This is a genomic window from Streptomyces sp. NPDC015144 (assembly GCF_043079735.1).
Lineage (GTDB): Bacteria > Actinomycetota > Actinomycetes > Streptomycetales > Streptomycetaceae > Streptomyces.
Window position 1 is genome coordinate 71,152 of the sequence record NZ_JBIBUU010000021.1, and the last position, 14,165, is coordinate 85,316.

A 14,165-nucleotide genomic window follows, 5' to 3' on the forward strand; every position below is an offset into this window, starting at 1 on the left:
GCCGGTGCCTCACCCTACCCAGATCATCCGGTCTGATCTTGGGAGAGAAGCATGGCGTGGGACGGCATCCCCTGGTTCGTGGAGAACACCGCGGCGTCGGAGGAGACGCTGCGGCTGATCGTGGAGACGGCCGCGGGCGGCGGCGACGGAATCGTCGCCCCGGCCGATCTGCGGGTGAGTGCTCTCGACCTCCCGTCCGCCGGCGTCCAGGTAGGAACCGGAGCGATGGTCGCCCGGCGCCGCGGTGCGGGTGGGGCGTCGCAGGCGTACGCGGCACGGATGCCCACCCCCGAGTCGGTGGACATCGAACCGACGGCGGCCGACGGGCCGCGCAGCGACCTGATCGTCGCCCGGGTCGAGGACCCGTACGGCGGTGAGGTGTGGCCGGAGCCCGAGGACCCGTCCGTCGGCCCGTACGTCTTCACCCGGGTGATCCCCGACGTGCCGATCGGCACCACGAGCATCCAGGACATCGACCCGGACGCAACCGCGGTCACCCTCGCCCGGATCGACATCCCCGCAGGCACCGCCGCGATCACTCCGGGCATGGTCGTCGACCTGCGCCGGCTGGTTCGGCCCCGCCAGGAGTCCCACCGCCGGTACCTGTACGCGGCATGGGCGACCGCGGACGACCTGGGCGCGATCACGGACGTGTGGGAGCAGTTTCCGCTCGGCGCCCGTTGGTCGGAGACCGTGCCTGAATGGGCCACGCACGTCAGTGTCCACACGGCCATCACTGGGTTGCTGCACCCTGACGCGGTGCTCGCCCGGGGGGAGCTGCGGGTCACCTGCGGCACGCAGACCGGGCCGGGCATTCAGCACCTGGTCGCGCAGGCCGGACGGGTCGCGGTCCAGGCCGGGTACACGTTCACGCTGGCGCCCGAGGACCGGGGCGCGGTCCTGCCGATCGGCGTCGAAGGCATCGGCAGCGCCGGGGCCACGGGTGTGCTGCGCGCGGATGCCGGCACGGTCCTGTCCGTGGACATCGTCTACTCGCAGGCCCCGGTGGCGTCCTGATGTCGTGGCGGTACATCGCTCAGCGCACCACGACCGGCGACTTCCTCGACTGGGACGTGCCTTTCGTGGCCACCAGCGTCCCGAAGCGGGAGCTGAACGGGCCGGGGCAGATGCAGGGCACGATCGGGCCGGAGTACATGCGGCTGATGGCCAAGCCGGACGGGCTGCCGGTGATCACCGAGTGGGCGACCACCCTGTACGCGGAGTACGAGGGGAAGATCCGGTGGGGCGGGATCGTCACCCGCGTCGCGTACGAGGGCCAGGCGATGAAGATCGAATGCGCCGGGTACACCGCCTACCCCAACGGGATGCCGTACCTGGGATCGGTCATCCAGTCCGGCGTGAAGGTCGCGCAGAAGTGGGCCTATGAGGGCAAGGACAAGAACCGTGACGGGTACATCGACGGGTCGAAGCCGCGGCGGAAGATGCCCCCGAAGCCGAAGGACAAGATCAGCGGCCGGTGGGACGCGTACGACGTCGTCCGGCACATCTGGGATCACCTGCAGTCCTACCAGCGGGGCAACCTCGGCGTCACGCTCGACAAACACGACTCCGGGTACCTCCTCGGTGCGTCCACCGGCGAGGACCCATGGAATTTGCTGTGGTGGGAAAGCCCGGACTGCGGGGCGACGATCACCGACGTGATGAACCTGGCGAAAGCCGACTTCGTCGAGAGCCACCGGTGGGACGGGTCGAAGGAGAAGATGATCCACCACATCGACCTGGGCACCCGTCGCCTGGGTCGAACCCGCAACGACCTCCGGTTCGCGTCCGGGGAGAACATCGTCGAAATCGCCACCCCGCAGGGCCAAGGCGACTACTTCGCGAACAACATCTACGTCTTGGGCAAGGGCTCCGGGAAGAAGACCGCCCGGGTCCGGGTCGTCGTGGACGACAAGCGGGTCCGGCGGGCCCGGATGATCTCGCGGAAGTCGACCGCGAACGTGAAGACGCTGACGGAGGCCGGGCAGAAGGAACGGGCCCGGCACAACGCCCAGCTCACCATCCCGTCCATCGCGATCCGCCACCACCCCAACGCCCCGCTCGGGTCCTGGACGCTCGGCGACCGCATCCTCGTCCAGGTCGACGTCCCCTGGGTCGGCGAACTCGCGATCTGGCACCGCGTCACGGCCGAGGAGATCGACCCGGCCGCCGGCGTCGCGATCCTCACCCTCACCCGCGCCGACTACTACGGCTGAGGCCGCGACACTAACCATCCGTCCCCTCCACTCTGCCGCTCCAGCTCACCGGAGCAGCAGACAGGAGGGGACGTGTCGTTCCGGCTCGACGAGCGCGAGACCAACAAGCAATTCGCGACGTACCTCAAGCAGCTTGAAGACCGCATCACGGCGCTGGAGAGCGCCAACCCCCTCACGCACGCGTCCATCGAGGGCGGGGCCCTGGACGTCTACGACGACGACGGCAACCTTCGCGGCCACCTCGGAGTTCAGCCGGACGGCACATTCGCCGCCCGGCCGGTGAACTCGACCCCGCCGCCGACCCCGGCCGGCCCGACGGTCGAACCGGCACTGTCCGGGCTCATCGTCGCGTGGGACGGGCTGTGGGCCGACGCCGACGAGGCCCCCGCCGACTTCGCCACCGTCCAGATCCACGTTGGCCCCGACCTCGGTTTCGAGCCTGACGAGACCACCCTCGCGGGCACGATCAGCACCCCCCTCGGCGGGTCCGCCACGATCGCCGTCGCCGGATACGAGGAGGTATGGGTGCGTCTGCGCGCCGTGAACACCGCGGCGCTCACCGGCGAACCCGGAGAAGCCGCCCCCGGCACGCCCCGCCAGGCCGTCCCCCAAGACCTGATCGACGAGATCATCGACGAGACGAAGCTGGCCCAGGACGCGGTCACCGAGGCGAAGATCGCGCTCGGCGCGGTCGGGTCCGCGGCCCTGGCCGACGCCGCTGTCACCCTCGGCAAGATCGGCGAAGGGGCGGTCACCCTCAACGCGCTCGGCGGCGCCCTGGCCGACGGCATCACCCAGCACTACACGGACACGATGTCCGACCCCGCCGCCTGGACCCCCGTACAGATCCCGGCCGGCGCCCGGTGGGAGCACCTGGCCGACATCGCCGACGCCCCCACCGGGCGCACCGTCGGCCAGGCCCGCGGCTACGCCGCTCTGCGCGGCAGCACCCCGATCCCGTACGACCCTGCGGTCCTGTACCGGATCTCCGCCCGGGTCCGCACCACCGCCCCGTCCAGCGCGGGGAGGGACACCCTGTACGTCGGCGTGATGGGGTTCGGCGCGGACGGCGTCACCATGGTCAACCGCACCGGGGCGAACTCCACCGGGTCGCAGTTCTACTGCGCCGCCTCGCGCCCGGTCCTGGCGGCCGCGGACGGGTGGACCGTCTACACCGGCTACCTGCGCGGGCGCGCGGCGCCGGACGCCACCGGCCTTGGCGGCGTCGCGGCCGATCCCCGGGCCCCCGGGCAGCTCCACGACCAGGTCCGCTACATCGCCCCGTATCTGCTCCTCAACTACGACTCCGGCGTCACCGGGCCGAATACGCCCACCGGTGTGATGCAGGTCGACGCCGTCACCGTCGAAGTCCTCAAGACGGGCATTGTCGACTCCACCAACCTGGTCGTCGGGTCGGTGACCACCGCGGCGCTGGCCACCGACGCGGTCACCGCCGGGAAGATCGCGGCCGACGCCATCGGCGCCCGCGAGCTCCAGGCGAATTCCGTCACCGCGTCCGAGCTCACGGCCGGCTCCGTCACCGCCCTGGCCATCGAAGCCGGGGCCGTCACTGCGGAGAAGATCCTTGCCGGGGCCGTGACCACGGACAAACTCGTCGGGCTCAGTGTGACGGCCGAGAAGATCGCGTCCCTCGCCATCACGACCGACAAGCTGAGCGCCCTGTCGGTGACGACGGACAAGCTCGCCGTCAACTCCGTCACCGCGTCGCAGATCGCGGCCGGCGCCATCGAGGCGACGCACATCAAGGCCGGGGCGATCACCGCGGAGAAGATCTCAGCGGACGCCCTGAATGGTAGGACCATCACCGGCGCGACCGTTCAGACCGCGGACACCGGCGACCGGGTGATCGTCACCAACGACGCCAACGGGCGCGGCCTGCTGCGCTTCTACAACACGGCGAACAAGCTGTCCGCCGAACTCAGCTCAGGTACCGACGACACCGGCATGCAAGCCGTGGTCCTCAAGGGCCCGGACCCCGTAGGGGGATGGAACGGCCGGCCCTCCCTGACCATTGCCGCGGACGGCGGCCGCAGCACCGCAACTGTCAAGGCCAACGCCTTCGAAATCCGCTCTCCCAGCCCGCTCATCGCGGACCGATACGTGAAGGCGAGCATCACTGGCTACCTGACCGCCTCGAACATCGAGGTCGGTCACGTCACCATCACGCCGACACCCAACGTCGCCACGTCCATGACGGTGACCGGGCTCCAGCTCCCCCTCGACGCCACCACGATCCGTGGTGTCGCAACCGCCAACACCACCGTTCCCGGGACGACGGTCCGCGGTATCGGCCTGACCGACGCCACCCCGCGGACGGTGACGATCTCGATCAATCGCACCGACAACACACCCACCGGTATCGACTTCATCCTGATTGCGAGCTGACCAATGTCTGAGCCCACGCCCACCCTGATGATCGTCACTTGCCGGACCGCGGGGTGTCCCAACGCCGACGAGTCGTTCACCGTCCGCATGTACCCCAACGTCGAAGAACCGGTGTGGGCAGCCATGTGTGCCGGGTGCGACCAGATGGTGCAGGACATCGTGCCGGCGACGCCGAGCGCATGACGCTAAGGCGCCGGGCCGTGCATCGTGCCGGATGCGGGGAGCTGCGGGCCTTCGGGCCCCGGCTCCCGCGCACCCCAATCTGACAACCGATGACCGAGGAGGCGCTCGTGGAGTGGCTCGTCTCTCTGGCGCCTGTCCTCAGCCCCCTGTTCGGCATGACTGGTGTGCTGGGCGGGGCCTGGATGGTGTACCGCCAGAACCTGCGCAGGAACGAGACCGAGGCGGGGACGGCGGAGGCCACCACGTTCGTGACGTCCGTCCAGACCGTGACGAACGGCTTTACCCAGCTTCTCGAGCAGCAGCGCGAGACAAATGCGGCGACGCTCGAGCGAGTGACCACGTTGGAGAACCGCGTCGAGCGTCTGGAGGAGGAGCAACGGCAGTGGCGGCGCTGGAAGGCGGCCGCGGTCGAGTACATCCACCAGCTCCGCGCCCTGGTCGTCGGGCTCTATGAACGCCCGGCGCCCCTTCCGCCGCAGGAGATCGCCGAGGACCTGGTCGACGGGCCCGGCGGCTGAACCAGGACGCGACGCAAGACGTCGACGCCGCACACAGTCCGCCGACACGCAACCTCGCATGAAGGGCAGAACCTCATGACCACGCTCAACGCTCTTACCACCGGTGTCCAGGTCGGTGCCGTCCTCCCGCTGCTGACCGCGGTTGTCCAGCGACCCGCCTGGTCGGCGAAGGCCAAGAAGGTCGTAGCCGTCCTGGCGGCGCTGCTCGCCGGCGTCGCCACCGTCGCCACGGACGGCGGCTGGGACCAGTTCCAGCACGGGAAGCTCACGGCCGCGACCTTCTTCGGCGTGCTGGCGGCCTCCCAGACGAGCTACGACCTCCTTTGGAAGCCGACCAAGCTTGCCCCGTGGATCGAGGCCCTGACGACCAAGAAGACGCCCCAGCAGGCCGAATAGGGCTGACGGCGCACGTCCGGCCTACGGCCGGCGGGTACCATCTGCAACGAGGTGGCCGTACCGCTGCCGCGAAGAATGCGTTTGAGATTCCGGTCCAGGGTTCATGGGCTTCAAGACCACGCCGCTCGCAAGAGCTGGGGTGTTCCTCTCGCCCGTTGGTTACCTGGCCATAGCGAATCGAGTAACCGGGTGCGTGTAGAGCACTCGGGGCCGGGGAGTGGATGCTCCTACGAAGATCCGGCACACGCATCTCCGCGTACGCGCCAGTGCGGCCACCTCGTCCTGTTTCAGCAGGCAGTACGACACCAGGGCCCGAGAGCACGGGTTACACCCGAAGCGGAGGAACACGTACATGGCCGATGCCCGGCAGGTTGCGGCGGAGATCAAGCGTCTGTCCGAGATGAGCCCCGAGGCCTTCATGGACACCGTCGTCCAGTACGTCACCGGCGCCACCGACAAGCGCGCGCCGCGGGATACCCAGGGCGCCGCCCTTCACGATCCCCGTCTCGCCCCTCGCGCCCTCCAGGCGCTCAGGACCGCCGTCCAGCGGGCGAAGTCCTACAACCCCCTGCGGGAGGGTGAGACCCGGAAGCAGCAGGCGGCCCGCATCGCGCCGTGGCGCGAGGGGATCAAGGACGCGATGCCGCCGCTCGAGGACGTCGTCGACGACCTGGCCCACGAGCACGCGAAGGAACTGGCGGCCCTGGACGACGACTCGTTCGCTGACCGGTGGACGGGGTTCATCCTCGACGAGCCGGTCCCCGCCCCGACGTCCCCGCACGTCGAGGCCCTCGCGTTCCGCTCACCGAGAGTAGCCAGGAGAGCGGTGCGCCTGTGCCGCCTCATGTCCGAGGAGCCGGCCCGCTTCATGCCCGAACCGCCCGCAGGCGAGAGCGGCAACGCGCGGGAGCGGCGCGTTGAGACCTTCCGCCGGCGCGTGGAGTCCGAGGCCGCGTTCCTGCGCTACGCCGTCCAGTACGGGGAAGCGCGCCAGGGCCGGATGCCGAGCGAGCCGAACGTCCGGCTGCAGGCGCTCAAGGTCCTTGGCGAGCGGCACCCCGAGGAACTGGTGGAGCTGCTGCGGCAGGAGCGCGGCGGCGCGCTCGAGAAGGCGGCCGAGGAGCGCAGGGCGCGGCGCGCGATCAGGCGCGCGGCCCGGCAGGGCGCGCGGTAAGGCGCGCCACCGACTGATCGTCCCTCCTCCAGGGCGCGCCTGAGGGCGCGCCCTTCGTCATGCCCGGGGCGCGCCCTCAGGCGCGGCCGCGCGCGCTCACGGGCGCGGCCACCGGCGCGGGGCTGGCCGGTCGGCGCGCACTCGCCTGATCATCCGCGCCGTTGGGCGCGCGCCGTTGAGGAGCGATCACCGCGCCGCTCGGCGCGCTCCGCGAGGCCGGCGTGCGTGGTCGACAACGTCCAGGAGGCCGCGCCCACCGTGGAGCGCGGCGGCCGGGCGCGGGGCGCGCCGCGAGAAAGGGCAGGTCAAAGGCGCGCGCCATGGCGCGCTGTCCCGGGCGCGCCTGAGCGCGGGGCCTCGGCGCGGGCGCGCGATCCACCCGATCCGGGCGCGCGATCCACGGTGGGCGCGCCCGGATCGGCGCGGGCACGGCGCGCGCGCCTGGCGATCGGCGCGCCTGAGCGCGCGCGTGGAGGCGCGCTCGAGTCGGCGCGCGGCGCGGCCGGGGTGGTCGCGCTCGGCCTCGAGGCGCGCCTGGGCGCGCGCGGATCGGCGCGGTCGGGGGAGGCAACGGCGCGCCGATCGGCGCGGCTCCGGATCGGGTGCGCGATCACGTGGGCGCGCGTGAGTGGGGTCCGAGGCGCGCGGGCGCGCCGTGCTGAGGTGATGTGAGGTGATGAGATCGCAGAGGCGCGGAGCGGCGGAGGAGCGCGCCCGAAGGGGGCCGGGCGCGCATCACCTCACGTCACTTCCCGGCGGGCGCGCCCTCGAAGTACGGGGCGAACTTCTGCTGAATCTGAGGGTCGACGGTCGGCGCCTTCCGGTAGTAGGCGGCGAGCTCCGTCTGCCCCTCCTGCTCGAGCTGGGCGATGACCGCGGGCCGGTGCTGCTGCAGGTAGTCCCGGAGCACCGTCATCTGGGGGTCGCCCGTCTCGGAGATCGGTCCGAGGTGTTCACCCACCGTCATCATCTTGATCCGGGCCTGGACGACTGCCTCGGCGTTGAGCGCCTTGAGTGCCAGTCCTTCGTTGCGGGTCTGGCGGGTCGCCCTGGGCGCCGCGGCGGCCGCCGGGGCGGAGGGAGCTGCCTGGGGCTCCTCGGCCTCGCTGACCTCTTCCGGGCGCTCGTCCACGGGGGCCTCGCCGAACTCGGGGTCCGGCGGCGGGGGTGCGTCGTCGTCGGTCGGCGGCTCGAGGTCCTCGTGCGCCTGGTGCTCGTGGGCGCCCGGCTGGCCCTGCCCCGGGGGCGGACTCGGGGCGGTGCTCGGCGGCGTGGACGGAGCCTGCGCGGTCCCCTCGGCGGCCTTCTTCCGCTTCTCCTCGGCGCGGCCCTTGGCGTACGCGAGGGAGCGGGTGATCAAGTCGTCCGCGCTCATGGTGCCCCACGTCTTGGTGCGGGTCTGGATCTTCTGCAGAGTGACCATGCCCCACTGCTCGCGGATGTTCTGCAGCGCGGCCTCCGGGTTGTTCTCGTCGGCGAGCGCGGCCCGGATCAGCTCCACGGCCTGGTCGCCGGTCAGCTTCGGACCGTCCTGCTGGGCGGGCGCCTGCTCGTACCGTTCCTGCCGCTGCCGCTGCTGCCGCTGGTCGGCACGTTCCTGCTGTCGCTGTGCCTGCTGCTCGTCCAGGTACGCCTCCGGCCGGGCCTCGGTGACCTGGCGGGCGGCCGCGGCGTCCTGGAATCCCATGCGGCGGAGCAAGGCGTCGACGCTGAAATTCTCGAACCGCTCGCTCTGTCCGGGGGTGACCTCCCAGTGCAGGGTCCGCACGCCGGTCAGGTACGCCTCTCCCAGCGCGTGGAGCTCGACGATGGCGTCGACGGAGGCCGGGAGGTTCTTCTCCGCCTTGGTTTTGCGGGTCTTGTCCCGGGTCGGCTTGTCGTTCTCGAACGCTGTGACGAGTTCCTGGCGGGCGAGCAGGACCGTGGGGCCGGAGTGCCGCCGCAGCAGCCAAAGGATCTCGCCCCACCGGTCCTTCGCCCGGTTCCACAGGTCCGGGTCGACCGTGACCGGGAGGTCCGGGTTCGGGCCGCGGCGGCGCTGCTCCTGCGCCTTCCTCTCCGCACGCCGCCGGGCGTAGAGGGCTTGCTCGTCGCTGAGCATGTCCCACAGCACGGACACGTTGTCGACCACGATCATGTTCCGCTTGCCCTCGACGGCGGGCGGTTGGGCGACGGCCCATCGGACGGCGTCGAGGATGTCCTGGTAGCTGCCATCGTGCTCGACGATCTCGTACCGGGCGCCTTCGATGCGGCCGTAGTAGTCGGCGGTGCCCTCGGATCCGCCGATCTCGATCCAGTACGTCATTCCGACCAGCTCGGAGGCGGTTCCCTCGGCCGCGACGCGGCTCTTGCCGGTCTTCTCCGGGCCCGCGATGAGGATCATCGGAGGGTTCGGAAGGCCGGTCGGTCGGCGGGACGTGCGGGCGCGCTGAGGCGTGGTGATACCAGGCATCTGGTTGTTCCTCTACTTCGTGGTTCCCCGGGTTGCTCTCCCGCGGAGGATGCAACGGCAGAGGGGTTAGCCTCTCGCCGTTGCCATCGGCTTACTATTCTACCTGCCCGGCGGGATAGCTCAATGCCGGTTGAGCAGATCGGCGACGGGAGTTGAACCCTCGGGGTCCTGGTCCTCCCGGTGCCGCGCGTACCACTGGTCAAGCGCCTCGTACCCCTCGGCCGCGCGCTCGAGCTCCTCCTCGGACTTCCCACCCCACTCGGCGACGTCGGCGGCGAACTCCCGCCGCACGGTGCCCGGGTCGCGCCGGCCGAGTGCTGCCGTGATCTCCTCCCACGACGCGCCCCCGAAGGATTCGGCGAGCACGACCAGGTCGACGATCTGGTTGGTCAGCTCGCGCAGCTCGCGCGCACGGCGGATGCGCTCGGCCGGGCTGGTGGTCTCGGCGGTGGTGGCGACTGCCTGCCGGGCGAGGTCGGACAGGTCGCGGGCGGCGCGAGCGGTGGCGATCCGGGCCAGGATCTCCGGTGTCATGAAGGGGTCCGATCATGCAGGCGGCGGGCACCCCGGGTGGGGGCCCGCCGCTTTGGTACGGGTAAGGGCAGGATGCCTTACGAGCCGGTTGCCGTCAGCGCCTGGTCGAACGCGGCGAAGACGTCGTCGACGGTCGCGCGCGCCGGGATCTGGACACCCCGCTGCGCGGCGTACTCCTTGATGATGCGGCTGCGGACCTTACGGCCGTTGCCATCGCTCTGCCCGAGGACCTCGGCAATCGCTGCTCCGGTCAGGGGGCCGTCGAAGACGTCGCGGTGCTTGCCGTCGATGACCTGCACGAGGATTTCGCGCAGCTCCCTCTCGGTGCTCCACGGCGGGACCACGTACGGCTGCAGCTCGCCCGACTCCTCCGCGGTAGCGGTCGCGGGCTCCTCCGGCTTCGGCGTCGGCTCAATGACCTTCGCCGGCTGCGAGGGGACGGTGGCCGTGACCCGGCGCGGCTTCGGGGCCGCCGCGGGTACGGCGGGTGCCGGCACGGGTGCGGGGAGGGCCGGAAGCTCCTCAACGGGGGCGACCTGCGGGGCGAAGATGCCCAGCTCGAGGCCCGCAGCGCGCAGCCCGTCCGCGGCGGTCTCCTGCAGCGGGATCCCGGTACGGGCGAGACGGAGCGGCATCAGGGACTCGACGGGCGCCTTCCTGCGCCAGGCCCGACCGAACCGGGCGCGGAGCTTCGCCTGGTAGAGGAGCCGTTCCTGCTCGAGCTCGAGGACCGTGTCGTACGACGTGAGCTCCCACAACTTCATGCGGCGCCACAGCAGGAAGGTGGGCAGCGGGGCCAGGAACCAGCGGGCCCACCGGACCTTGTCCATGCGGCGGCGTCGGCCGGTGGCCGCGCCGATCCTCACGGCGTAGGTGTGTGCAGCGATCTCGGAGACGGCGACCCACAGCAGGGACATGGCGCCGTGCGCGACCTTGGACCAGAGCGAGGTACCGGCCGCGACGTTCAGGGCGCAGGTGATCAGGCTCAGCGCCCAGGGGACGAGCCGCGCCCACCACAGCCGCATATCCATGCGGATCAGGAAGAGGTACGCGCCCGTGAACACGGGGATGGAGGAGTCGATGGCGGTGGGGAGAACCCACGGCTCGTCAAAGCCCCAGTCCAGGGCCTTGGCGGACACGGCGTCGAACGACGCGTAGAAGCCAAGGCCGCCGACGCCGGCGCCGCCCAGGGCGGTCAGCTTGATGCCGCGGCGCTCCCAGAGGCTGAGCGGAGGGACACCGGAGTCGGTGGAGCTCGGCTCGTGGTCGGCGGGGGTCTGCGGTTCTTCGCCCTTGCGGACACGGGTAAACGGCAGCTTCAAGACACCTTTCCTCTCATTCGGGTCTCCCCGGTCGGCTTATGCTCATGGCCTTCCGGGTCGACCAAACGATATAGCGTCCTCCGTCTCCTGTGCCTTTACCGACACTCACCCCCGTCAGCAACAGCGACATACAGGGCATTTGGGTGCCATGGGTTACCAGTCGAGAGGCTGCGCCGGCTTCCGCCGATCGGGGCCCACGATCTTCGCGAGGTGCGCCGAGGACTCGAGCCGAGACAGCAGCCGCTCCCCCAGGATGTCCACCACGCCCAGACCGCCGCCGGGCTGGCTGCGGCTGCGCACGTTGGTCGTGTACGCCGTCGGCCGGCCGGAGCTGATCCGCGCGTCGATCAGGTCGACGGTCTCCTTCTTCACGAAGGGGGTGGCGATCTGGTCCATGTCGCCGCAGAACTCGTCCAGGATGAGCAGATCGCAGGTAGCGAACCGGTGGCGGACCTGGTGCTTGGTCAGGTTGTGCGGGGCGGAGTCCGGCTGCAGCCACGTCAGGTACTTGGAGTGCTTGACGAGCAGTGTCCACATGCCGCGTTCGGATGCCTCGCCGCCCAGGGCGAGCGCGGCGGTCGTCTTCCCGCTGCCGATGTTCCCCGGAATGATCATGTTGAGGGTCGCCGGGCGGACCCCCGACCGCTTCCCCTCCACCAGGGAGTCGAGCCAGTTCCTCAACGTGTTCGGCTTCTGGTTCGCGTCGAGGTCACCGAAGCGGAAACGCAGGTACTCGTCATAGCTGGCGTCGATGACGCTGTTGCGCCAACTGTTGCGGCGCGCCCGAGCCTGCGGCACCGCCACGTCCTCCCAGAGCCCGTCTTCCGGCTCGGGCTGGGGCGGAACGCCGAGCTGCGCCATGTCCGCGCCGTTGTTCTGCAGCACCTTGATGATGTGCGTGCTCAGGCCGCCGAGGGCGTTCATGCCGCGCGCGGGTGCGGCGTGCGTGGTGACCGACATCGGGTGCGCTCCTTACGATCGTGCGATGACGCCGAACGTGGCGTCGTCGGAGTCGTCGGCGGCCGAGCTGGGGTTCTCGCCGGGCTCGTACGTCGGGGCGTCGCTCTGGTCGCCCCACGTGGCCTTGTCGCTGTAGGGGATCCGCCCGGTGGGCTGATTCGGGATGATGTGGTTCGAGACGACGCCGAGGGCTGTCTGCCACTGCTGCGCGCTGGGCAGGTGCTTACGCGCGTGCCGCAGGGCATCGGCGCACTGCCGTTGGGTGTAGCCCGCCTCGAGTGCCTTCTTCACCATGCCGCGCATGGCCACGAAGCCGTTGGTCTTCCCGACGTACTTGCCCAGGTGCTTCTCGGCGTCCTCCCACCACCACTTCGCGACCGCTTCGGCGGCCGCGTCCAGGGCGGCCTTCTCCTCGTTCTTCCGCTTCTTCTCGGCGGCCTTCTCCTTGTCGTCGGCCGCCTTCTGCGCCGAGGTGCGTCGGGTGCGCCGGGGGCGGGCCGCGGGCTTCTCCGGCGCGGCCGGGGGCTCCTCCGCATCCGCGGGCGCCTCCTCGTCGTCCTCCGGTTCGGGGCCAGCGGGCGGCTCCTGGTCGTCGAGCGGGTCGGGCTCGAACCCGTCGCTGCCGAAGGTGCCGTCGGGGTACTTCACCAGGAACGAGCCGTCCTCCTGCTCGTGCACAGGAACCGAAGGGTCCTTCTTCGTGCTGAACGTCTTGTGGTCTTCGACCCACTGCTTGACGGGGGACTCCGAAACCGCGGTGCCCATGGCGCACTTCCCGTTGAGGAAGTGCCGCCGCTCGAGGCGGTAGTAGCCGCGCTGGGCGAGCTCGCCCAGCGCGGTGCGGACGGCCCCGCGTCCCTCGCGCCCTTCCCCCCGGGAGAGCTGGTCGGACCGGACCTGCCACCCGTCCTTCTGGTCCAGGATGTAGGTCAGCAGGCCAAGGGCACGGAAGCTGATGTCGTCGTCCCGGGCGGTCGTCGACGGCACGTTCACCGTGTAGCGACGGTTAATCCGAACCCCCGTGGGGCTGGACAGGCGGCTCATGCGGGGGCCTCGCTCGGGGTTTCGTCGGTCAAACGGAAGTACGTCCGGTGCGTGCGACGGCATCCGGTCTCGGAGGCCGCCGGGCGCCGCTCCCTCGCGGCCATCTCCGCGGATATCAGTTCGTTCAGGGCGCTGCGCACCTGGTGCGAGGTCAGCCCGAGACTGGTGTAGATGTCGGCGACGTCGACCCACTGGCCGTCGTGCAGAGCGAGCTCGAAGACGATGCGGTGCGCGCGGTCGGAGAGTCTCCGGGTGGCGGTCGCGGTGGCGGTCATGGTGCTGGTCCCCAGGGAGTGGGGCCCGGCCGCAGGGGGCCGGGCCGAGACGATCGGTGTCACTCGTCGCGCGCGCCGGGCTGCGCCTTGGGCAACAGCTCCGGCGCCTCCCGCAGTAGTTCGTCGAGTTCACCGCGCCGCAGGGCGGCCATCAGCACGGCCTTGCCGATCGGCTGCTTCTTGAAGGTCTTCCAGGTCCAGGTGACCGTGCCGGTCGGCTTCCCGCCCGGCACGAACTTGAGGCCGGGGATGATCTCACCGGACCGCGAGTCGAAGATGGCGCCCGTCTCAGGGTCACGCTGAGCGTGCGCCAGGACGGCCTTCTCGAACGAGGGCTTCCGGACGATGATGACGTCGTACTCGCCCTTGTCCTCCGCGTACGCGTCGAACGCCTTCTCGTCGGCGACCTCGAACCGGTCCTTCGTGAGGTTGACCTTGTAGTGGCCGACCTCCTCGCCCCCGATCTCGATGACGAGATCCGACTGCTTCCGCTCCAGGAACTCCGCCACCAGAGACTTCTTGGGGGCGCTCACTTTCGGCGCGATGACCGCCGTCTGGTGTTCGGTCATGGCCTTTGCGACTGCCCCGATGAGTCCGAGCGTGGTCAGGGGCAGCGCGGCGACCTTCTCGTCGCCCTGGGCGCTGTCGGTGACGTCGTTCGTCATCTCGGTGTTCCTCTCTTCCC

At 70.5% G+C, this 14,165-nt stretch carries 14 protein-coding genes; 7 read left to right on the top strand and 7 right to left on the bottom strand.

Going from position 1 to position 14,165, the window contains the following annotated elements; all coding sequences use genetic code 11:
• Positions 1-51 precede the first annotated feature (51 nt).
• From ACF08W_RS29015 to ACF08W_RS29045, 7 genes are all read left to right on the top strand, one after another.
• On the top strand, positions 52-1,017 hold the full coding sequence (locus ACF08W_RS29015; protein ID WP_392281054.1) for a hypothetical protein: 966 nt from the start codon (positions 52-54) through the stop codon (positions 1,015-1,017).
• Complete coding sequence (locus tag ACF08W_RS29020; protein WP_392281055.1) at positions 1,017-2,216, top strand: hypothetical protein; 1,200 nt, start codon at positions 1,017-1,019, stop codon at positions 2,214-2,216. Before ACF08W_RS29015 ends, ACF08W_RS29020 begins: the two co-directional genes overlap by 1 nt.
• Before the next feature lie 72 nt (positions 2,217-2,288).
• Positions 2,289-4,622 carry a hypothetical protein gene (locus tag ACF08W_RS29025; protein ID WP_392281056.1) on the top strand — a complete coding sequence of 778 codons (2,334 nt, stop codon included), beginning with the start codon at positions 2,289-2,291 and terminating at the stop codon, positions 4,620-4,622.
• 3 nt (positions 4,623-4,625) lie between these two features.
• The gene (locus tag ACF08W_RS29030; protein WP_392281057.1) at positions 4,626-4,805 is read left to right on the top strand and encodes a hypothetical protein; all 180 of its coding nucleotides are present in this window, start codon (positions 4,626-4,628) and stop codon (positions 4,803-4,805) included.
• A gap of 89 nt (positions 4,806-4,894) precedes the next feature.
• On the top strand, positions 4,895-5,323 hold the full coding sequence (locus ACF08W_RS29035; protein ID WP_392281058.1) for a hypothetical protein: 429 nt from the start codon (positions 4,895-4,897) through the stop codon (positions 5,321-5,323).
• A 75-nt stretch (positions 5,324-5,398) separates the two neighbouring features.
• Positions 5,399-5,719, top strand: coding sequence for a hypothetical protein (locus tag ACF08W_RS29040; RefSeq protein ID WP_392281059.1), 321 nt, complete (start codon positions 5,399-5,401; stop codon positions 5,717-5,719).
• Positions 5,720-6,071: 352 nt separating this feature from the next.
• Entirely contained in the window at positions 6,072-6,893 is an 822-nt protein-coding gene (locus ACF08W_RS29045; protein WP_392281060.1) for a hypothetical protein, read from the top strand.
• 745 nt (positions 6,894-7,638) lie between these two features.
• On the opposite strand, the gene ACF08W_RS29050 is transcribed toward ACF08W_RS29045, so the two are convergent.
• From ACF08W_RS29050 to ACF08W_RS29080, 7 genes are all read right to left on the bottom strand, one after another.
• A complete protein-coding gene (locus tag ACF08W_RS29050; protein ID WP_392281061.1) occupies positions 7,639-9,276 on the bottom strand; it encodes a hypothetical protein in 1,638 nt (545 codons plus the stop codon).
• Positions 9,277-9,465: 189 nt separating this feature from the next.
• On the bottom strand, positions 9,466-9,879 hold the full coding sequence (locus ACF08W_RS29055) for a hypothetical protein (protein WP_392281062.1): 414 nt from the start codon (positions 9,877-9,879) through the stop codon (positions 9,466-9,468).
• A 77-nt stretch (positions 9,880-9,956) separates the two neighbouring features.
• Positions 9,957-11,201: a DUF2637 domain-containing protein gene (locus ACF08W_RS29060; RefSeq protein WP_392281063.1), complete on the bottom strand. Its 1,245-nt coding sequence runs from the start codon at positions 11,199-11,201 to the stop codon at positions 9,957-9,959.
• Positions 11,202-11,354: 153 nt separating this feature from the next.
• Positions 11,355-12,161 carry a hypothetical protein gene (locus ACF08W_RS29065; RefSeq protein ID WP_392281064.1) on the bottom strand — a complete coding sequence of 269 codons (807 nt, stop codon included), beginning with the start codon at positions 12,159-12,161 and terminating at the stop codon, positions 11,355-11,357.
• A 12-nt stretch (positions 12,162-12,173) separates the two neighbouring features.
• Positions 12,174-13,148, bottom strand: coding sequence for a hypothetical protein (locus ACF08W_RS29070; RefSeq protein ID WP_392281065.1), 975 nt, complete (start codon positions 13,146-13,148; stop codon positions 12,174-12,176).
• Positions 13,149-13,201: 53 nt separating this feature from the next.
• Complete coding sequence (locus ACF08W_RS29075) at positions 13,202-13,480, bottom strand: hypothetical protein (protein ID WP_392281066.1); 279 nt, start codon at positions 13,478-13,480, stop codon at positions 13,202-13,204.
• A gap of 59 nt (positions 13,481-13,539) precedes the next feature.
• A complete protein-coding gene (locus ACF08W_RS29080) occupies positions 13,540-14,145 on the bottom strand; it encodes a hypothetical protein (RefSeq protein WP_392281067.1) in 606 nt (201 codons plus the stop codon).
• Between the last annotated feature and the right edge of the window lie 20 nt (positions 14,146-14,165).